Source organism: Pseudomonas sp. 21, from assembly GCF_000955805.1.
GTDB lineage: Bacteria > Pseudomonadota > Gammaproteobacteria > Pseudomonadales > Pseudomonadaceae > Pseudomonas.
The window spans coordinates 1-20,190 of the sequence record NZ_JYOA01000001.1 but is presented as its reverse complement, the minus strand read 5'-3'; the positions used below and the strand labels follow the sequence as shown (position 1 = coordinate 20,190).

The window sequence follows — 20,190 nt, the reverse complement described above, 5'->3', positions numbered from 1 at the left end:
TGTCAAAATCACCACTGGTCGTGAAAAAAAGCTATGAATTAGCGCCAAACCTTGTATTCTGCATGGGCTGCCTGCCCAGTAACGAGTTCCGCGACTTGATGTTCTTCTACAAGATGCTCCATCTCCTCGGCACCTCTTCACTACGCATTCAGCTCATCGCCGGTCGGCTTTCGGCCGGCCTTTAGCATTCTTTTAGGAGACAACATCATGTCCGATCGTCAAAACGGCATCGTCAAGTGGTTCAACGCTGAGAAGGGCTTCGGCTTCATCACCCCGGAAAGCGGCCCGGACGTATTCGTTCACTTCCGTCAGATCGAAGGCAACGGCTACAAGTCCCTCGACGAAGGCCAGAAGGTCAGCTTCGTTGTGACTGCCGGCCAGAAAGGCCCGCAAGCTGAACAAGTTCGCGCTGTCTAATCGACATCGCTGACGAAGAAAGCCCCGCTTAGGCGGGGCTTTTTTTGCCTGCGATTTGCCTCGATGTCCTTCGAGCGCACAAACAAAAACGCCCGGTGCACTGCACCGGGCGTTTTGCGTGGCTGGGCGCTGAGCGCTCAGGTCATTCCTGCTGCGGGTCGAACTGCTTGTCGCGGATCAGCAGGGCGGGGATCACGCCGCAGATGAAGTACGCCGCGCCCATCACCAGGAAGCCGACGCCAATGGACATCTGCGTGGCGAGGAAGCCGATCACCGCCGGAGCGATGGCCGCGCCAATGCGGCCGATGTTGTAGGCGCCGCCCACTGCCGTGCCGCGGAAGGCGGCGGCGAAGCTTTCGGTCATGTAGGTCGCGTTCACGCCGTAGGGAATGCCGTAGAGGAAGCCGAACACCACCAGCATCCAGAGAATGTTCTCCGGGCTGTGGAACAGCACGATCACCGGCAGGAACACGGCGGTGCCCAGGGCGCCGAAGGAGAACACGGTGCGGCGGCCGAACCAGTCGGCGGCGACGCCAGCCAGTACCTTGCCGAGGATCATCGCCGCGTAGGTGCCCACCAGGTACGAGGTCATGGCCTTGAAGTTCATGCCCATCTCGGTTTCCAGGTACGACGGCATCCAGTTGTTCACGCCGTAGTAGCCGAACTGCAGGAAGCCGGCGGTCAGCGCCCAGAACAGGAACATGCGGCTGGCCTTCGGGTCGCTGAAGATCTGGCGGAAGGCGTTCTGGCGCGGAGCGGCGGCGACGCCGCTCGACTGGCCGGCAGTCTTGCGCTGCTGGCGTTCGGCCTGCGCCTGGACCCAGGCAGCGGGTTCGGGGATCAGCTTGCGCATGGCCACGGCCAGCACCACCGGGATGATGGCGATGTAGAACAGGTAGCGCCAACCGTGGTCCGGCAGGATCCAGCCGGCCAGCAGGGTGGCGACGATGTAGCCCACCGACCAGCCCGCCTGCAGAGTGCCCAGCACCGTGGTGCGGTACTTGGTCGGCACGTACTCGGCCATCAGCGTGTTACAGGCCACGTAAAGGGCGCCCAGGCCGAGGGAGGCGACGAAGCGTGCCGCGGCGAACTGCCAGTAGTTGTGGGTCAGCCCGAGGATGGCGGTGCCGACGGAGAACAGCACGATGGTCCAGACCACCGTCCTGACCCGGCCGAAGCGGTCGCAGGCCCAGCCGCCGTAGATGCCGCCGAAGGCCATGCCGGCCAGGGTGACACTGCCCAGGCTGCCGGCCTGGAGGTTGCTCAGGCCGAACTCGGCCTTGAGGCTGGTGAGGCTGTAGGAGAGGAGCATCAGGTCGGCGCCATCGATCAGCAGGCCGATGAAGCAGAAGGCGAAGACCAGGACCCAGGTCTTGCTCTGGGTGGCGGCGCTCGCAGCCGGTGCGGAAGCAGTGTTTTCCATGAACGAATTACCTGTTGTAGTTGTTGGCGGGGCGGTTGGCCGACCCTCGGTAAGCGTGCGTGCGAATCCTGCCGGCGGGCGCGTGGTGCGTGGCCACGTGCCGCCGTGTCGGGTGCCTCAGAACTTGTGTGTCAGGCCTGGGCTTCGCGGATCATGTTGCGGGCGATGATCACCTGCTGGATCTGGGTGGTGCCCTCGTAGAGTCGGAACAGGCGGACGTCGCGGTAGAAGCGCTCGATGGCGTATTCGCTGACGTAGCCGGCGCCGCCGTGGATCTGCACGCAGCGGTCAGCGACGCGGCCGCACATCTCGGTGGCGAACATCTTGGCGCAGGAGGCTTCGGTGCTGACGTTGCGGCCTTCGTCGCGCTTGCGCGCGGCGTCCAGCACCATGCAGCGGGCGGCGTAGATCTCGGCCTTGCTGTCGGCGAGCATCGCCTGGATCAGCTGGAACTCGGCGATCGGCTGGCCGAACTGCTTGCGCTCCAGGGCGTACTGCAACGCGTCGGCGAGCATGCGCTCGGCGGCGCCGACGCTCAGGGCGGCGATGTGCAGGCGGCCCTTGTCGAGCACTTTCATGGCGGTCTTGAAGCCCACGCCCTCGACGCCGCCAATCAGCTGGCTGGCGGGGATGCGCACGTTGTCGAAGATCACGTCGCTGGTGTGGGCGCCTTTCTGGCCCATCTTGTGGTCCGGCTTGCCGAGGGAAATGCCCGGCGTGCCGCGTTCGACGATGAACGCGCTGATGCCGCCGGAACCCTTGATCGCCGGGTTGGTGCGGGCCATCACGGTATAGATGCCGGCGTGCGGGGCGTTGGTGATGAAGCGCTTGGTGCCGTTGAGCACGTAGAAGTCGCCATCGCGCACGGCGGTGGTCTTCAGCGAGGCGGCGTCGGAGCCTGAGTCCGGCTCGGTCAGGCAGAAGGCGCTGAGCAGTTCACCGCTGGCGAGCTTGGGCAAGTAGTGGGCTTTCTGTTCCGGCGTGCCGTCGATCAGGATGCCGATGGAGCCGATGCCGTTGTTTGTACCGATGTAGGAGCGGAAGGCGGGGGAGGTGCGGCCCAGTTCGAAGGTGATGTTCACCTCTTCTTCCATGGTCACGCCCAGGCCGCCGAACTCTTCGGGGATGGTCAGGCCGAACAGGCCCATCTCGCGCATCTGCTGGACGATGTCCTGCGGGATCGCGTCGGTTTCGGCAACCTCGTTCTCCCGCGGGATCAGCACTTCGCCGACGAACTGGTGGATGGAGTCCAGAAGTATCTGCAGCGTTTCTGGGTCTCGGATCATGTGCACTCCTCACAAGGCCCGCGAGCGGGCCGGTCTGGCGAGGCACCGTCACCCGAGATTCAGCGAGCGGCGGCACCTATGTTGTTGACCATGTTGATCAGGCGGGGCCCGATGTCGTCCTCGAGCTTCTCGCGTGTCAGCTGAAAGCTCGGACCGCCGCAGTTGAAGGCCAGCAGGCCGTACTGCGGGTGTACCAAGGGCACGGCGACGGAGTTGACGTCGCGGTGCCATTCACCGATCGACAGACAGTAGCCGTAGTCGGTGTAGTCCCTGAAGGCGCGGTCCAGACCCTTGCGGATGGCCGGCCAGGTGTCCGGTTCGCGTTCGCGAATGTGTTCGAGCAGGAACTCCCGCTCGTTTTCCGGCATCGCCGCGAGGCACGCGCGGCCCACCGAGCTCGCCGCCAGCGGCAGGTAACTGCCGATCTGCCGGCGCATCGTCATGTTTCCCTGTCCCTGGACCACGTCCAGGTACACCATCTGCAGACGGTCGCGGGCGGCCATGGCCACCGCCGCCTGGGCGTGGTTGGCCAGTTCCTCCATCAGCGGATGGGCCACCGCGCGGATCGACAGGTTCGACAGCATCGCGTAGCCGAAGCCCAGCACGCCGACGTCCAGCTGGTACTTGCCCGAGTGCACCTCGCGCTTGAGGCAGCCCAGGCGCATCAGGGTGTTGGTCAGGCGCGTCACGGTCGGCTTGGGCAGGTCGGTCTTGCGGGCCAGGTCCTGGTTGCTCAGCACGTTTTCCCGTGGCGTGAAGCAGCGCAGGATCTCCAGGCCGCGAGCCAGGGCCGTGACGAACTGGCCGCTGTTTTCCTCTTCGCTCAGTGCCGTGGCCGGGTCGTACAGACCGCGTTCCAGCAGGCCGATTTCACCTTCGTTTTTCGTCGGCGCAGCCGAGTCCATCTCCGTCTTGTTGCGGCGCATGGTAGAACCCCTATTCTCGGAAAATCAATAAAATAAAATGCAGTTTCGTCAGGCGAAATTGTAATGGGTCTGAACGGGTTAGTACAGACGTGCCGCTAAAAATATCTGTGGCCCAGGTTTTAAAGGGCTTTCAAGGCTATTTGGATCGTCACCGTTTACAGCGTCGATTAAGGATCACTATGATGAAATCGAAATACGGAATGTAGTTTCGTCAGACGAAACAAATGTGAGGTCAACGCTTTCATGAGTACCAGTGTGGTTCATCTCGATATCCAGGCCGACGGTGTGGCGGTTGTACGCATCGACCGCCCGGAAGCCAAAAACGCCCTCAATGCTGCGGTGCGCCAGCAACTGGCCGAGCACTTCCGCGCCCTCAGCGATAACCCCGAGGTTCGCGCGGTGGTGCTGACCGGGGGAGAGGAGTGCTTCGTCGCCGGTGCTGACATCCGCGAGTTCGCCCAGGCCAGCCCCATCGAGATGTACCGTCGCCACACCGAGCTGCTGTGGGAAGCGATTTCCCGCTGCCCCAAGCCGGTGATCGCTGCGGTGAACGGTTTCGCCCTGGGTGGCGGCTGCGAGCTGGCGATGCACTGCGACATCATCGTCGCCGGCGAGTCGGCACGCTTTGGCCAGCCGGAAGTGAAACTCGGCCTGATGCCCGGCGCCGGTGGCACCCAGCGGCTGATCCGCGCCGTGGGCAAGTTCCAGGCAATGCGCATCGCCCTGACCGGCTGCCTGATCAAGGCGCCCGAAGCCCTGGCCATCGGCATGCTCAGTGAAGTGGTGGAAGACTCGCGCACGCTGCCTCGCGCGCTGGAGCTGGCTGCCGAGATCGCCGCACTGCCGCCGCTGGCCGTGGCGCAGATCAAGGAAGTGATGCTCGCCGGTGCCGACCTGCCGCTGGACAGCGCGTTGACGCTCGAGCGCAAGGCCTTCCAGTTGCTGTTCGACTCGAAAGACCAGAAGGAGGGCGCCGCCGCCTTCCTGGAAAAACGCCAAGCCAGTTTCCTGGGGGAATGAGCATGATCCGAACAGTTGAACGCATGGCCATCGTTGGCACGGGGGTCATGGGCAGCGGCATCGCCCAGATTGCCGCCCAGGCCGGCATCCAGGTGAAACTCTTCGATGCCCGTGACGGTGCGGCGCAAACCGCGCGGGAAAACCTCGGTCGCACCCTCGCCAAGCTGGCGGAGAAGGGCAAGATCACTGCCGCCGAGGCCGACGCCACCCTGGCGCGTCTGCTGGTTGCCGGTTCCCTGGGCGAGCTGGCGGATTCCGATCTGGTGGTCGAAGCGATCATCGAGCGTCTGGACGCCAAGCAGGCGCTGCTGGCTGATCTGGAAGCGGTGGTCAGCGCCGACTGCATCCTCGCCACCAACACCTCGTCGCTGTCAGTCACCAGCATTGCCCGTGGTTGCCAGCATCCGGAGCGGGTGGCGGGCTTCCACTTCTTCAACCCGGTGCCGCTGATGAAGGTGGTCGAGGTGATCGACGGCCTGGCCAGCGACCCGCTGGTCGGCGACAGCCTGGTGGCGCTGGCCGCGCGCATGGGCCATCGAGGCATCCGCGCCAAGGACACCCCCGGCTTCATCATCAACCACGCCGGCCGTGCCTACAGCACCGAAGCCCTGCAGATGCTCAAGGAAGCCATCGCCGAACCGGCCGATATCGATCGCGTCCTGCGCGAGGGCCTGGGCTTCCGCATGGGGCCGCTGGAGCTGTTCGACCTCACCGCGCTAGACGTTTCCCACCCGGTGATCGAGTCCATCTACAACCAGTTCTACCAGGAACCGCGCTATCGCCCGGCGGCACTGACACGGCAGATGCTCGAGGCCGGCTTCGTCGGCCGCAAGGTCGGCCGCGGCTTCTATCGCTATGCGGACGGCAAGATGATCGATCCGCCGGCGCCGCAACCGGTACCGAACGTGGCCGCGCTGCCGCCGGTGTGGATCGGTGCGGAGAACGACCAGGACCGCGAGTTGCTCGGCGAGTTGCTGAAGAAGCTCGGTGCGACCCTGGAGCAGGGCGTCCAACCCAGCAGCGAGGCGCTGTGCCTGCTCGCACCCTATGGTGTGGATGCAACCACGGCCTGCCAGAACTTCGGTACCGCCCCGGCGCGGACCCTGTGCATCGACCTGTTGCTGGACCTGCAGCGCCACCGCTGCCTGATGCAGAACCCGGCGACTGCCCCGGCCATGCGCGATGCCGCCCATGCACTGCTGGCGGCCGACGGCGTAGGCGTCACGGTAATCAATGACAGCGTCGGCTTCGTCGCCCAGCGCGTGCTGGCGCTGATCGTCAACCTGGCCGGTGACATCGTCCAGCAGCGCATCGCCAGCGTCGACGACCTCGACGAAGGCGTGCGCCGTGGCCTGGGCTACCCGCAAGGCCCGCTGGCCTGGGGCGACAGCGTCGGCCCGGCGCGCCTGCTGACTATTCTCGAACGCATGACCGACCTGACCGGCGATGCCCGTTACCGCCCCGGCCCGTGGCTGCGCCGCCGCGCCGCGCTGGGACTGTCGCTGCGCCACGCCGAGCCCGCGCTGGGCTGAAGCCTGGCGCCTACCGATTCAAGGAGATACCGATGCTCAATGCTTATATCTATGCCGGCCTGCGCACCCCCTTCGGTCGCCATGGCGGCGCCCTGGCGCCGGTGCGCCCGGATGATCTGGTCGCCCAGGTGATCCGCGAATTGCTGGCCCGCAATAACGTACCGGGTGAAGCCATCGAGGACGTGATCCTCGGCAACACCAACCAGGCCGGGGAAGACAGCCGCAATATCGCCCGCCATGCCGCGCTGCTGGCCGGCCTGCCGGTGACCGTGCCGGGCCAGACAGTGAACCGCCTGTGCGCCAGCGGCCTGGCTGCCGTGATCGATGCGGCGCGTGCCGTGACCTGCGGCGAAGGCGAGCTGTTCGTCGCTGGCGGGGTGGAAAGCATGTCCCGCGCGCCCTTCGTCATGGCCAAGGCCGAGGCGGCTTACAGCCGTGACCTGACCGTATTCGACAGCACCATCGGTGCGCGCTTCCCCAACCCGAAGATCGTTGCCGGGTTCGGCAACGACAGCATGCCGGAGACCGGCGACAACGTCGCCCGCGAGTTCGGCATCAGCCGCGAGCAGGCCGACCGTTTCGCCGCCCGTTCCCAGGCGCGCTTCGAAGCCGCGCGCCAGGATGGTTTCTTCGCCGGGGAAATCCTCCCGGTCAGCGTGCCCACCGGGCGCAAGACGCCGCCGAATGTGGTGGAGCAGGATGAGCATCCGCGTCCGTCTTCCGATGAAGCCGCACTGGCGCGCCTCAAGCCGCTGTCCGAAGGCGGCGTGGTCACCGCGGGCAACGCTTCCGGCGTCAACGACGGCGCCGCCGCATTGCTGATCGGTTCGGCAGAGGCGGGCGAGCGCCACGGCCTCAAGCCGCTGGCGCGGATTCTTTCGGCGGCGGCCGTCGGCGTCGAGCCGCGCATCATGGGGGTCGGCCCGGTCGAGGCGATCAACAAGGCGCTGGCCCGCGCCAACCTGACCCTGGCCGACATGGACATCATCGAGATCAACGAGGCTTTCGCTTCCCAGGTGCTCGGTTGCCTGCACGGTCTGGGTGTCGATTTCGACGATGCGCGGGTCAACCCCAATGGCGGCGCCATCGCCGTCGGCCATCCGCTGGGCGCCTCCGGCGCGCGGCTGGCGCTGAGCGTGGCGCGCCAACTGCAGCGCAGCGGTCAACGCTATGCGGTGATCAGTCTTTGCATCGGCGTGGGCCAGGGGCTCGCCATGGTTATCGAGCGCGCCTGAGCGCCAGTGAGGAGTTGAAGATGGGTGCTTTGAGCGGATACCGCGTACTCGACCTCAGCCGTGTGCTGGCCGGCCCCTGGTGCGGCCAGGTGCTGGCCGACCTGGGCGCGGAAGTGATCAAGATCGAACGGCCCGGCGTGGGTGACGACACCCGTGGCTGGGGCCCGCCCTACATGAAAGCCGCCGATGGTTCGGACAGCTCCGAGGCGGCGTACTACCAGTCCACCAACCGCAACAAGCTGTCGGTGGCGCTGAACCTGGCCTCCGAAGAAGGGCAGGCGTTGGTGCGCGCCCTGGCCTGCGAATGCGATGTGCTGATCGAGAACTACAAGGCCGGCTCGCTGGCCAAGTACGGGCTGGACTACGACAGCCTGTCGAAGGTGAATCCGCGCCTGGTCTACTGCTCCATCACCGGCTTCGGCCAGACCGGCCCGCGCGCCGAGGAGCCCGGCTACGACTTCATCATCCAGGGCATGGGCGGATTGATGAGCATCACCGGCGAGAAGGACGGCGTGCCCGGCGCCGGCCCGCAGAAAGTCGGTGTCGCCGTGTCGGACGTGATGACCGGCCTGTACTCGGTGGTTGCCATCCAGGCCGCGCTGCTGGCCCGTGAGAAGACCGGCCGCGGCCAGCACTGCGACATGGCGCTGCTCGACGTGCAGGTCGCCATGCTCGGCAACCAGAGCCAGAACTACCTCGCCACCGGCCGCTCGCCGGGCCGCCAGGGCAACGCCCACGTCAACATCGTGCCGTACCAGGTGTTCAGCGCGCAGGACATGGACTTCATCATCGCCTGCGGCAACGACAGCCAGTTCGTCTCGCTGTGCGATGCCATCGGCCTGCCCGAATTGCCGAAGGATCCGCGCTTCACCCGCAACGCCGACCGCGTGCGCAACCGCGACATCATCGTCGGCAAGCTGGCCGAGCACTTCCAGGGCGACACCGCCGACAACTGGGTGAAGCGCATCCATGCGATGAAGGTGCCGGTCGGGGTGATCAACGATATCGGCCGCGCACTGGATGAGCCGCAGGTGGTCGCCCGCGACATGCTGGTGGAGATTCCCCACGCGCAGAACCCGGCGTTCCGCATGGTCGGCAGCCCGCTGAAATTGTCCGAGACGCCGGTGGAATACCAGCGCCCGGCGCCCATGCTCGGCGAGCACACCGACGAGGTGCTCAAGCGCCGTCTGGGGATCGATGACGCGCGCCTGGCGCAGTTGAAGGCCGAGGGTGTGATCGAGCAACTCGGTAAGGCATGAGTCCGTTCGCGAGCAAGCTCGCCCCTACAAAAAAGCTCACCGGCGCAAGCCTGGACCTGTAGGAGCGAGCTTGCTCGCGAACCCAAACCAACCGCAGCGCCGATGCAAACCGGCGTCAGCCAAGGAAACAACTGATGAAAGTACTGGTCGCGGTAAAACGCGTGGTCGATTACAACGTCAAGGTCCGCGTCAAGGCGGACAACTCCGGCGTCGATCTCGCCAACGTCAAGATGTCCATGAACCCCTTCTGCGAAATCGCCGTGGAAGAGGCCGTTCGCCTGAAAGAGAAAGGCGTTGCCAGCGAGATCGTGGTGGTCTCGGTCGGCCCCAGTGGCGCGCAGGAGCAACTGCGTACGGCTTTGGCGCTCGGCGCCGACCGCGCGGTGCTGGTCGAAAGCAATGACGAGCTGAACTCCCTCGCTGTGGCGAAAGCGCTGAAAGCCATTGTCGACAAGGAGCAGCCGCAGCTGGTCATCCTCGGCAAGCAGGCCATCGACAGCGACAACAACCAGACCGGCCAGATGCTGGCGGCGCTGACCGGCTACGCCCAGGGCACCTTCGCCTCCAGGGTGGAAGTCGCTGGCGACAAGGTCAACGTCACCCGTGAAATCGACGGCGGCCTGCAGACCGTTGCCCTGAACCTGCCGGCAATCGTCACCACCGACCTGCGCCTGAACGAGCCGCGCTACGCGTCGCTGCCGAACATCATGAAGGCGAAGAAGAAGCCGCTGGAATTCCTCCCCCCTGACGCGCTGGGTGTCTCCACGGCCTCGACCGTGAAGACCCTCAAGGTCGAAGCGCCTGCCGCGCGCAGCGCCGGCATCAAGGTGAAATCGGTGGCCGAACTGGTCGAGAAACTGAAGAACGAAGCGAAGGTGATCTGATGACTGTGCTGGTTGTTGCAGAACATTCGAATGGCGCGCTGGGTGCTGCGACGCTGAATACCGTTGCCGCCGCGCAGAAAATTGGCGGCGACATCGTCGTGCTGGTCGCTGGCCAGAATGTCGCTGGCGTAGCCGAAGCCGCTGCCAGGATCGCCGGTGTTTCCAAGGTGCTGGTCGCCGACAACGCCGCTTACGCTCATCAGCTGCCGGAGAACGTTGCTCCGCTGATCGCTGCTCTTGTGAACGGAGAGGGGGGCAAGGGCTACAGCCACGTGCTGGCCGCCGCCACCACCAACGGCAAGAACTTCCTGCCGCGCGTTGCCGCCCTGCTGGACGTCGACCAGATCTCCGAGATCATCGAAGTGGTCAGCGCCGACACCTTCAAGCGTCCGATCTACGCCGGTAACGCCATCGCTACCGTGCAGTCCTCGGCTGCCGTCAAGGTCATCACCGTACGTGGCACCGGTTTCGACGCCGTTGCAGCCGAAGGTGGTTCCGCCGCTGTTGAAGCTGTTTCCGGCCCGGCTGACGCTGGCAAGTCCGCCTTCGTTGGCGAAGAGCTGGCCAAGTCCGACCGTCCGGAACTGACCGCTGCCAAGATCGTCGTTTCCGGCGGCCGTGGCATGGGCAATGGCGACAACTTCAGCATCCTCTACTCCCTGGCTGACAAGCTGGGCGCTGCCGTCGGCGCTTCCCGCGCTGCCGTTGACGCCGGCTTCGTGCCGAACGACATGCAAGTCGGCCAGACCGGCAAGATCGTTGCTCCGCAGCTGTACGTGGCCGTCGGCATCTCCGGCGCCATCCAGCACCTGGCGGGCATGAAGGATTCGAAAGTGATCGTTGCGATCAACAAGGACGAAGAGGCGCCGATCTTCCAGGTCGCCGACTACGGCCTGGTTGCCGACCTGTTCGAAGCCGTACCGGAGCTGGAAAAGACCCTCTGATCCTGCTCATTCCCCCGGCCGGGCCAGCTGTCATCGGCCCGGCGTTTTGCCAACACCCCAGTAGAAAGAAACAAGAACAATGAAAAATCGTCGTACCCCTGTGCTGGTCTCCGGACTGGCGCTGCTGCCCTCGTTCGCCCATGCGGATTTCCTCGCCGACAGCAAGGCCAGCATCGAAGCACGCAACTTCTACTTCAACCGCGACTACCGCCAGAGCGGTGCCGCGCAGTCCAAATCCGAAGAGTGGGCCCAGGGCTTCCTGCTGCGCTACGAGTCGGGCTACACCGAGGGCACCGTTGGCGTGGGCGTCGATGCCCTGGGCCTGCTGGGCCTGAAGCTGGATTCCAGCCCGGACCGCTCCGGCTCCGGCCTGCTGCCGTACTCGGCCAGCGACAAGCGCGCGGCCGACGACTACAGCGACCTCGGTCTCACCGCCAAGCTGCGCGCTTCCAAAAGCACGCTGAAGGTCGGCACCTTGCTGCCCAAGCTGCCGGTGGTGCAGTACAACGACACCCGCCTGCTGCCGCAGACCTTCCAGGGCGCGCTGGTGGAGTCCAAGGAGCTCGACGACCTCGACCTGCAGCTCGGCCAGCTGCGCGAGGTGAAGCAGCGCGATTCGTCCAACAACGAAGACCTGTCGATGACCCGCGGCAACAAGCGCAACATCGTCACCGGCAGCCACCTCACCAGCGACCGCTTCAACATCGCCGGTGGCACTTACCGCTGGAACAGCCAGCTGAGCACCAGCTACCACTACGCCAACCTCGAAGACCTCTATCGCCAGCACTACGTGAGCCTGGTGCACACGCTGCCGATTGCCGAGGGCCAGTCGCTGAAGTCCGACATCCGCTGGGCGCGCTCCACCGACGATGGCGGCAGCAACGTCGACAACCGCGCGCTCAACGCCATGTTCACCTACAAGCTGGGCAACCAGGCGTTCGGCCTGGGCCTGCAGAGCATGTCCGGCGACACCGGCTTCGCCTACCTGTCCGGCACCGACCCGTACCTGGTCAACTACGTGCAGATCGGCGACTTCGCCAACAAGGACGAACGCTCCTGGCAACTGCGCTACGACTTCAACTTCGCCTCCTACGGGCTGCCCGGCCTGAGCCTGATGACCCGCTACCTGCGCGGCGACAATATCGACCTGCTGAACGGCCAGGGCGACGGCAAGGAATGGGAGCGCGACACCGACGTCGGCTACCTGGTACAGAGCGGCCCGCTGAAGAATGTCGGCTTCAAGCTGCGCAACAGCACCTTCCGCAGCAGCTTCGGCAATGACATGGACGAGACCCGCTTCATCGTCAGCTACACCTTGCCGATCTGGTAAGTGAGGCCCGAAGCCTCCCGGTCCATGGCGATGGGCAGGCTTCGCTCCACGAGTGTCCGGGCGCTGCGCAGGCAGGCCCGGAATACCTCGGCGATACTCCGGGACGAACGGCGTGAAAGCCCGTGCTTGAGAGAGTGAGGGGCTATTTCCTGCGTGCTGGCTGTCTCACCGGGCGAGGAAAAGTCTGGTCAGGGCCTGTGCCCTCGGCTTATAAAACCCCTTCGCCGCTGTAGACCCGCAGGGATGGCGGCCCCACGAGATCAAGGAACGATGATGCGACGAGTCACGACGATTCTGCTCGCTGCCGCCCTGTTGCAGGGCTGTGCGCACCAGAAGACCGGCAACCAGTGCGAAGACAACTTCAACACCGAAGGCGGCTTCATCGCCGGCAAGACCTTCACGTCCAACGTCCAGCTGGACATGCCTGTGTCCAAGGTATTCGACCGGGCGCAGAAGACGCTGGTGAAGGAAGGCTTCACCATCCAGAACGCCGACGAGAAGAGCGGCACCATCTCCGCCTACCAGGGCGTGATCCTGAGCAGCCGAAACGCACCGCTGAACGTCGTGGTGGAAAAGGCCGGCTCGGGTTCGAAGGTCAGCTATGTCTTCGTTACCCTGGGGGGGATGTACACCACCGAAGGCGCGGTGCGTGACGGCTTCTGCCGGTTCACCGACGGGATTCGCGAGTAAGGCGCTACACCCCGATACACCTCTGCTGGCGGGCGGCGGACGGAGTCCGCTCCTGCCCGGGTATCAGGTTTCGCGGGAGCGGACTCCGTCCGCGATTGGTTGGTCCACGCGCCTGGCTCATTCACGGAGGGACCGACAGCACATCGCGGGCGGAGCCCGCTCCTACGCGCGAACCAGCTTCTCCACGAGGCGGCGGGTCAGTGGGGCGATGACCAGCACCAGCGGGAAGGCGATGCTCCAGCTGGCGAGCCACGCGCCCAGCCAGAGCCGGGCGAAGTCGGGTGCCAGGCCGATGGCCCGCCCGGTGGAAAGGCCGGAGACCAGCAGGGTCATCACGCCGGACAGGATCAGCGCGAACAGCAGCGGGGCGTAACGGCGCGGGATCATGCGCGGACCTCCCGCGCGGGCTCGAACTGCGGCTGCTGAAGACGGCCGAGGGTGTCGGCGAAATGCTGGCCGAACATGAGCGCGGTCTTCAGGTCGCCGGGGCAGAAGTCCGCGGCGGTCTTGTCGGCCTGGGCCATCAGCCCGGACCAGGAGCCGAGGCGGTTGGCAGCTTCCGCGACGGGCACGCCCTGGTGCTGTTCGGGGAGGATCGGGTTGCCCGCCCAGAGCATCCCGTGCTGCATGCAGAACGTGAACAGCGAGATCAGCGTCGATTGCTTGTCGCCGGCCGGCAGCGCCGAGACGGTGAAGCCGGCGGCAAGGCGGCCGTGCAGCTTCTGCTGGCGCCACAAGGGGCCGGTGGCATCCATCAGGGCTTTGAGCGGTGCCGAGACGCCGCCCAGGTAAGTCGGCGAGCCGAGGATCAGGCCGTGGTAGGCGAGCAGCGCTTGCGGCCGTTCGATCAACTCCTGGGCCTGGAGCAGGTGCACTTCGCAGCCGGGCACCCGCCGAGCGCCGCTGGCGATGGTCTGGGCAATGCGCTCGGTACGGCCGCTGGCGCTGTGGTAGACGATGGCGATGCTTTTCATGGGGTTCTCCTGTTTCTCACGCAAGGTCAAAGGCCGCTTCCGGGTTGACCGGCAAGGGCTTTGGCGTGAACCTACAAGTTCAAGCGAACTTGAGGTCAAGAGGTGTTCCATGGATATCGCTGACGTGGCCAGGCGTTCTGGCGTGCCGGCATCGACCCTGCGTTTCTACGAGGAGAAGGGACTGATCGTATCGCTCGCCAAGCCCGGCGCGCGCCGTCAGTTCGCGCCGCAGATTCTCGATCAGCTGGCGTTGATCACACTCGGGCAATCGGCGGGGTTCAGCCTGGAGGATATCCGCTCGATGTTCGCCGGCGACGGCGGGGCGAATATCGACCGGCAGATGCTGGCGGCCAAGGCGGATGAGCTGGATGCCACGATCAGGCGCCTGCGGGCAATGAGTCGCGGACTGCGCCATGCGGCAGCATGCCCGGCGCCCAGCCACGCGGAGTGCCCGACTTTCCAGCGGCTGGTGAAGGCGGCGGCTGCCAGTGCGCTGGAGGGCAAGAAGGAGCGGGGGCGGTTGAAAAAGGGGAAGGCCTGATTGGTGGCGTTTTCGTAGGGCGAATAACCCGGAACGGGTTATCCGCCGGTTTGGCGTATGGCACTGTTGCCGCCGTACTGCGGTGAAAGTCCTGCGCGGGGCTTGCCCTCACCCTAGCCCTCTCCCAGAGGGAGAGGGGACTGTACGGTGCAGGGTGCAAGCTAGGCGTCAGCCGGCCTGGACTACTCCCTCAGGGAGGCGGGCCTTTTGTAGGAGCGAGCTTGCTCGCGAACAATGTTGGCCGGTTACATCAACCTTGGGCGGTTCGCGAGCANNCTCGCTCCTACAGGGAGACGCCGAGCGCGGCGGATACCATTCGCAGAACCCCCACCGCCTGCGCATTCCGCTCGCTCTGCTAACGTTGGCCGGTTACATCTAGGCTGGGCGGTTCGCGAGCAANCTCGCTCCTACAGGGAGACGCCCAGCGCGGCGGACAACCATTCGCAGAAGCCCACCGCCTGCGCATTCCGCTCGCTCTGCTGATGCACCAGCAGCGACCAGTTCGGGCCGCGAACGGTCTGTTCGCTGAGTGGTGCCAGCAAGCCGTTCTGCCGAGCATCACCCGCCAGCAACTGACTCACCAGCGCGATACCCAACCCCTGGCTGGCTGCGTCGAGCAGCAATCCTGGGTCGGAGAAGTTCAGCCCCTCGCTGCGTTGCCCGACGTCCGCGCCACCCTGCACCTGCCAGTGCGCCCAGTCCATTTCCCGTTCGCCGTGCAGGGTGGTGCGCGAAGGCTCAGCCTGCGCGAGCAGGGAAGGGTGGCAAGCCGGGTAGAGACGATCCTCCAGCAGCACGCGGAAGCGGCATTCGGCCTGGGCGGCGAGGTCGTCGCGCACGGCGATGTCGATGGTCTGGCTGGCCATGTCCGGGGTTTCGTCGGTGGTCAGCAGCCAGAGGTCGATCTGCGGGTGGCGTGCGTGGAAGTCGCCCAGGCGCGGCACCAGCCAGTGGCGGGCGAAGGCCGGGGTAGTGTTGACCACCAGCTGGTTGGGCTTGCGGTACTGGTCCAGGCGGCGGATGCCCACGGCCAGTTGCTGCAGCATGGATTGCGTGGTGCTGAGCAGGTCGGCGCCGGCGTCGGTGAGCGCCACCTTGCGCCCGGAGCGATAGAACAGCGGCTGCTCGACGAAGCTCTCCAGGCTGCGGATCTGCTGGCTGATGGCCGACTGGGTGAGGTGCAGTTCCTCGGCGGCCTTGTGGAAGCTGCCCAAGCGCGCGGCGGCTTCGAAGCCACGCAGGGCATTCAGGGGTGGCCAGTGTTTGAGCATGATCGATAAGTTCGCCTAATCAGATTTACGCAAAATCTATCGTTTGTTGTGACGTTTTTACAGGCCTAGCATTGTCATCAGGCGCCGCTTAACCCTTTCCCTCCGATAAAAATTCCTTACCTAAGGTTCGAATATGCATCGCAATGACGATAGGCAGAACGGCTGGCGCATGCCTGCCGAATGGGTCAACCACGCGGCGACCTGGATGGCTTTCCCGCACAATCGTCCGCTCTGGGAGGGCGGCTGGCGCGTCACCCTGGAGCAGGTGCAGGAAGACTTCGCCCGTGTCGCCAACGCCATCGCCCGCTTCGAGCCGGTGAAGCTGGTGGTGGACCCGTCCGCCGTGGCCCGTGCCGCCGAACTCTGCGGGCCGAATGTCGAGCTGGTGCCGCTGCCTATCGACGACAGCTGGTGCCGCGATTCCGGGCCGACCTTCGTCTGTCATCCGCAGCACGGCGTGGCCGGCGTAAGCTGGCGCTTCAATGCCTGGGGCGGCAAGTCCGAGCACACCCTGGACGAAGGCCTGGGCCGGCGCATCCTCAACCACCTCGGGCTCGACTGCTTCGGCACGCCGCTGTCCAACGAGGGCGGGGCGATCCATGTGGATGGCGAGGGCACGCTGATCACCACCGAGTCGGTGCTGCTCAACCCCAACCGCAACCCGGGCGTGAGCAAGCGCGAGATGGAGGAAATCTTCAGCCGCCTGCTGGGCGTGACCAAGACCATCTGGCTGCCGGGCGACCCGCAGTACGTCACCGGCGACATGACCGACGGCCACGTCGATGGCGTGTGTGCCTTCGCCCGTCCCGGCGTGCTGCTGGTGGATGCGACCCACGACAGTTCCAGCCTGTATGCCCAGGTCGCGAAGGAAAACCGCCGCGCGCTGGAACTGGCCACCGATGCCCAGGGGCGCTCCTTCGAGCTGATCGAACTGTTCGAAGCCAGCGCGGCGGTGGACCCGGAGGCGGAAGTGTTCTGCGCGTCCTACACCAACTTCTACCTGGCCAACGGCGCGGTGATCATGCCGGCCTACGGCATCGACGCTGACGACGAAGCCGCCGCGGTGCTGGCCCGGGCCTTCCCCGGCCGCGAAGTGGTGCCGGTGCGCATCAACAACCTGGCCCACGGCGGTGGCGGCGTGCACTGCATTACCCAGCAGCAGCCGGCCTGGCCGGTCGGAGGCCTGTGATGAGCAAGCTGACCGTCGCGGTGCTGCAGTTCTCCTGCAGCTGGGACCTGCCGCGCAACCTAGCCGAAGCCGAGCGCCACGTGCGTGCGGCGGCGGCTGCGGGCGCCAGGCTGATCCTCCTGCCCGAGCTGTTCGCCACGCCGTACTTCTGCATCGAGCAGGACCACGCCCACCTGGAACTGGCCCAACCCTATGAGGACAGCCCCATCCTGCAACGTTTCGCCAAGCTGGCGGCGGAGCTGGAGGTGGTGCTGCCGATCAGCTGGTTCGAGCGCGCCGGCAATGCCTACTTCAACTCGCTGACCGTGGCCGACGCCGACGGCAGTCTGCTCGGGGTGTACCGCAAGACACACATCCCCAATGCCATCGGCTACCAGGAGAAGGAGTACTTCAGCCCTGGCGACACGGGTTTCCGCGTCTGGGACACCGCCGCCGGCCGCATCGGCGTCGGCATCTGCTGGGACCAGTGGTTCCCCGAGACCGCCCGCTGCCTGGCGCTGCAGGGCGCGGAGATGCTGCTGTTCCCCACCGCCATCGGCTCCGAGCCGGGCGCGGAACAATTGGACTCCCGCGACCACTGGCAGACCGCCCAGCGTGGCCACGCCGCCGCCAACCTGCTGCCGGTGCTGGCGGCCAACCGCATCGGCGAGGAAGTAGCGCCCAGCGATGACAAGCTGCGCATGCGCTTCTACGGCTCGTCCTTCATCACCGACCACAAGGGCGCGCTGCTGGCCGAAGCCGGGCGCAACGAGGCCGCGGTGCTGGTCCGCGAGCTGGACCTCGACCTGGCCCGCGAGGAGCGCCTGACCTGGGGCGTCTACCGCGACCGCCGGCCGGAAATGTACGGCCCGCTGCTCGGCCTCGACGGCCGCCACCTGCACCCGCGCTGGCAAGGAGTCTGACCATGAACAAGCACCTGCTGATCGGCGCGCTGGGGTTGTCCCTGGCGTGCACCCTGCAACCGGCCTCGGCCGAAGAGAAAGTCCTGCGCCTGTTCAACTGGGCGGATTACTTCGCCCCCGACACCCTGGCGAATTTCACCAAGGAAACCGGCATTCGCGTCATCTACGACGTGATGGACAGCAGCGAGACGCTGGAAGCCAAGATGATGGCCGGGCACAGCGGCTACGACCTGATCTTCCCCGGCGACACTGTCGCCGAGCGCCTGATGCGCGCCGGCGCTTTGCAGAAGCTCGACGACAGCAAGCTGGAGCACCTGGGCGACATCGAGTCGGGCCTGCGTGACCTGCAGACCAAGTATCCGTACTCGCGGCATGCCGTGGTGCCCTACACCTGGGGCAGCATCGGCCTGACCTTCAACCAGGCGAAGATCGAGCAGCGCATGCCCGGCGCGCCGGTGAACAGTCTTGACCTGATGTTCAAGCCGGAGATGGCCAGCCACTTCGCCGACTGCGGCATCTCGATGATCGACTCGCCGGACGAGGTGCTCGCCGTGGTGCTCAACTACCTCGGCCGCGATCCACGCAGCGGCAAGCCGCAGGACCTGGCGGACGCGCTGGCGGTGCTCAACGGTATCCGCCCGTATATCCGCAAGTTCCAGTCGCAGCCAGTCACTCAGCTGGTCAACGGCGACCTGTGTCTGTCGCTGGGCTACAGCGGTGACGTGATCCAGTCCCAGCGCGCCGCCGACGAGGCGAAGAAGCCCGAGCGCTTCGAGTACCGCGTGCCGCGCGAAGGCACCTCGGTGTGGATGGACACCATGGCCATTCCTGCCGACGCGCCACACCCCGAGTACGCCTATGCGCTGATCAACTACCTGATGCGCCCGGACGTGATGGCTGCCATCAGCAACGCCACCGGCTACCCGACGTCCAACGCCAAGGCGCGGCCGATGGTCGAGGCGAGCATGCGCGACAACCCGGACATCTATCTTGATGAGAAGGCTTACGCGCGACTGTTCCCCGGCAAGGACATCCCGCAGCGCGACATGCGTTCGCGGATGCGTACCTGGACCAGTTTCAAGACCGGTACCGGCGGTTGAGGAGGCGAGGATGATGACACGCAGGAACCTGCTCGGCGCCGGCATGACGCTGGCGACGGGCCTCGGGCTCGGCCTGGGCCGCGTCGCCCTGGCGGCGAAGCCCTGGTACATGCCCGACGAGCACCGCAAGCAGGAGCGGGTGTTCGTTGCCTATGCGGCGAGCGCCGACATCTGGGAAGACCTCGCCCCGGACGTGAATGCCACGGTGGCGCGGCTGGCCCGCGCGATCGCCGAGTTCCAGCCGGTGACGGTGCTCTGCCGGCCGCAGCAGCAGGCGGAAGCCAAGCGCGCGTGCGGCGGCCAGAACGTCGACTTCCTGCCGGTGCCGGTGGATGACATCTGGGTGCGCGACTACGGCGGCTGCTTCCTGGTCAACGATGCGCCAGGCGGCCTGGCGCTGGCGGACTTCAACTTCAACGGCTGGGGCGGCAAGCAGCATGCCGAGCGCGACCGCGAAGTGTCGGCGGCGCTGGCCGAGGACCTGGAGGCCAAGGCCCTCGTCAGTGAGCTGTGCGGCGAGGGCGGCGGCATCGAGGTGGACGGCCACGGCACGGCGATCTTCACCGAAAGTTGTTGGCTCAACGACAACCGCAACCCGGGCTGGACGCGCCCGCGCATCGAGGCCGAGCTCAAGCACATGCTGGGGCTGCGCAAGGTGATCTGGCTGCCGGGCATCCGCGGCAAGGACATCACCGATGCGCACGTGGACTTCTATGCGCGCTTCGTCGAGCCAGGCGTGGTGGTGGTCAACCTGGACAACGATCCGCAGTCCTATGACCACGCTGTCACCCGCCGCCACCTGGAGATACTCAAGAGCGCCACGGATGCCGATGGCCGCGCGCTGAAGCTGCACACGCTGCCGCCGCCGATGAAGCCCAAGCCCAGCGCCTACAACCGCGACAACCCGGATTTCGCGGCCGGTTACATCAACTACCTGCCGGTGAATGGCGGGGTGATTGCGCCGAAGTTCGGCGATGCAGCCGCGGATGAGCACTGCCATGCCTTGCTCAGCGAGCTGTACCCGGACCGGGAGATCGTGCAGCTGAACATCGACCCGATTGCCGCCGGTGGCGGCGGCATCCATTGCGTGACGTTGCAGATGCCGGCGGTGTGAGCCGGACGCCGGCCTTGCCGGCGGATCGCGGGCATGGCCCGCTCCTACAGGGTAAGCGCGGAATCAACCTGTAGGAGCTGGCCGTGCCTGCGACAGCCCAGGCGCCGAAAGGCTGCGGGCGAATCCCGTCAGCACGTCATTCCACGTTCAGCA

Annotated in this window: 20 protein-coding genes; 14 read left to right on the top strand and 6 right to left on the bottom strand. The window is 65.7% G+C overall.

Features of this window, described 5'->3' with window-relative positions:
* Positions 1-207: 207 nt before the first annotated feature.
* Positions 208-417 (top strand): cold-shock protein, encoded by a 210-nt coding sequence (locus UB43_RS00100; protein WP_017518411.1) that lies wholly within the window; start codon positions 208-210, stop codon positions 415-417.
* Between the two features lie 142 nt (positions 418-559).
* Here the strand turns inward: UB43_RS00100 and UB43_RS00095 are convergent, their stop codons facing one another.
* The 3 genes from UB43_RS00095 to UB43_RS00085 form a co-directional block, all read right to left on the bottom strand.
* Positions 560-1,840 (bottom strand): MFS transporter, encoded by a 1,281-nt coding sequence (locus UB43_RS00095; RefSeq protein ID WP_045207209.1) that lies wholly within the window; start codon positions 1,838-1,840, stop codon positions 560-562.
* A gap of 131 nt (positions 1,841-1,971) precedes the next feature.
* Positions 1,972-3,126 (bottom strand): acyl-CoA dehydrogenase family protein, encoded by a 1,155-nt coding sequence (locus tag UB43_RS00090; RefSeq protein WP_045207208.1) that lies wholly within the window; start codon positions 3,124-3,126, stop codon positions 1,972-1,974.
* 59 nt (positions 3,127-3,185) lie between these two features.
* Complete coding sequence (locus UB43_RS00085) at positions 3,186-4,052, bottom strand: IclR family transcriptional regulator (RefSeq protein ID WP_045207207.1); 867 nt, start codon at positions 4,050-4,052, stop codon at positions 3,186-3,188.
* Positions 4,053-4,295: 243 nt separating this feature from the next.
* On the opposite strand from UB43_RS00085, the gene UB43_RS00080 reads away from it, so the two are divergent.
* The 8 genes from UB43_RS00080 (at position 4,296) to UB43_RS00045 (ending at position 12,946) form a co-directional block, all read left to right on the top strand.
* The gene (locus UB43_RS00080) at positions 4,296-5,072 is read left to right on the top strand and encodes an enoyl-CoA hydratase (protein ID WP_045207206.1); all 777 of its coding nucleotides are present in this window, start codon (positions 4,296-4,298) and stop codon (positions 5,070-5,072) included.
* Between the two features lie 2 nt (positions 5,073-5,074).
* Positions 5,075-6,604 carry a 3-hydroxyacyl-CoA dehydrogenase gene (locus UB43_RS00075; RefSeq protein WP_045208790.1) on the top strand — a complete coding sequence of 510 codons (1,530 nt, stop codon included), beginning with the start codon at positions 5,075-5,077 and terminating at the stop codon, positions 6,602-6,604.
* Positions 6,605-6,636: 32 nt separating this feature from the next.
* Entirely contained in the window at positions 6,637-7,839 is a 1,203-nt protein-coding gene (locus UB43_RS00070) for a 3-oxoadipyl-CoA thiolase (protein WP_045207204.1), read from the top strand.
* Between the two features lie 20 nt (positions 7,840-7,859).
* A complete protein-coding gene (locus tag UB43_RS00065) occupies positions 7,860-9,098 on the top strand; it encodes a CaiB/BaiF CoA-transferase family protein (protein ID WP_045207202.1) in 1,239 nt (412 codons plus the stop codon).
* A gap of 134 nt (positions 9,099-9,232) precedes the next feature.
* Complete coding sequence (locus UB43_RS00060; RefSeq protein WP_045207200.1) at positions 9,233-9,982, top strand: electron transfer flavoprotein subunit beta/FixA family protein; 750 nt, start codon at positions 9,233-9,235, stop codon at positions 9,980-9,982.
* Complete coding sequence (locus tag UB43_RS00055; protein ID WP_045207198.1) at positions 9,982-10,926, top strand: electron transfer flavoprotein subunit alpha/FixB family protein; 945 nt, start codon at positions 9,982-9,984, stop codon at positions 10,924-10,926. The genes UB43_RS00060 and UB43_RS00055 overlap by 1 nt, the downstream gene beginning before the upstream one ends.
* Before the next feature lie 79 nt (positions 10,927-11,005).
* Positions 11,006-12,256, top strand: coding sequence for an OprD family porin (locus tag UB43_RS00050; RefSeq protein WP_045207196.1), 1,251 nt, complete (start codon positions 11,006-11,008; stop codon positions 12,254-12,256).
* A 273-nt stretch (positions 12,257-12,529) separates the two neighbouring features.
* A complete protein-coding gene (locus UB43_RS00045; protein WP_045207194.1) occupies positions 12,530-12,946 on the top strand; it encodes a hypothetical protein in 417 nt (138 codons plus the stop codon).
* Positions 12,947-13,108: 162 nt separating this feature from the next.
* On the opposite strand, the gene UB43_RS00040 is transcribed toward UB43_RS00045, so the two are convergent.
* On the bottom strand, positions 13,109-13,333 hold the full coding sequence (locus UB43_RS00040; protein ID WP_045207192.1) for a DUF2798 domain-containing protein: 225 nt from the start codon (positions 13,331-13,333) through the stop codon (positions 13,109-13,111).
* Positions 13,330-13,920, bottom strand: a complete 591-nt coding sequence (locus tag UB43_RS00035; RefSeq protein ID WP_045207191.1) for a flavodoxin family protein — start codon at positions 13,918-13,920, stop codon at positions 13,330-13,332. The genes UB43_RS00040 and UB43_RS00035 overlap by 4 nt, the downstream gene beginning before the upstream one ends.
* A 109-nt stretch (positions 13,921-14,029) precedes the next feature.
* Between UB43_RS00035 and UB43_RS00030 the strand changes: the two genes are divergently transcribed.
* On the top strand, positions 14,030-14,461 hold the full coding sequence (locus UB43_RS00030) for a helix-turn-helix domain-containing protein (protein WP_045207189.1): 432 nt from the start codon (positions 14,030-14,032) through the stop codon (positions 14,459-14,461).
* Between the two features lie 407 nt (positions 14,462-14,868).
* Here UB43_RS00030 and UB43_RS00025 read toward each other — a convergent pair whose 3' ends face one another.
* Positions 14,869-15,732 carry a LysR substrate-binding domain-containing protein gene (locus UB43_RS00025; RefSeq protein ID WP_045207187.1) on the bottom strand — a complete coding sequence of 288 codons (864 nt, stop codon included), beginning with the start codon at positions 15,730-15,732 and terminating at the stop codon, positions 14,869-14,871.
* A gap of 133 nt (positions 15,733-15,865) precedes the next feature.
* On the opposite strand from UB43_RS00025, the gene UB43_RS00020 reads away from it, so the two are divergent.
* The 4 genes from UB43_RS00020 to UB43_RS00005 are packed head-to-tail and all read left to right on the top strand — an operon-like array spanning position 15,866 to position 20,037.
* Positions 15,866-16,921 (top strand): agmatine/peptidylarginine deiminase, encoded by a 1,056-nt coding sequence (locus UB43_RS00020; RefSeq protein WP_045207184.1) that lies wholly within the window; start codon positions 15,866-15,868, stop codon positions 16,919-16,921.
* On the top strand, positions 16,921-17,823 hold the full coding sequence (aguB, locus tag UB43_RS00015) for an N-carbamoylputrescine amidase (protein WP_045207181.1): 903 nt from the start codon (positions 16,921-16,923) through the stop codon (positions 17,821-17,823). Before UB43_RS00020 ends, aguB begins: the two co-directional genes overlap by 1 nt.
* Positions 17,824-17,825: 2 nt before the next feature.
* Positions 17,826-18,923, top strand: a complete 1,098-nt coding sequence (locus tag UB43_RS00010) for an extracellular solute-binding protein (RefSeq protein ID WP_082085728.1) — start codon at positions 17,826-17,828, stop codon at positions 18,921-18,923.
* Between the two features lie 10 nt (positions 18,924-18,933).
* Positions 18,934-20,037, top strand: coding sequence for an agmatine/peptidylarginine deiminase (locus tag UB43_RS00005; protein ID WP_045207176.1), 1,104 nt, complete (start codon positions 18,934-18,936; stop codon positions 20,035-20,037).
* The last annotated feature ends 153 nt before the right edge of the window (positions 20,038-20,190 follow it).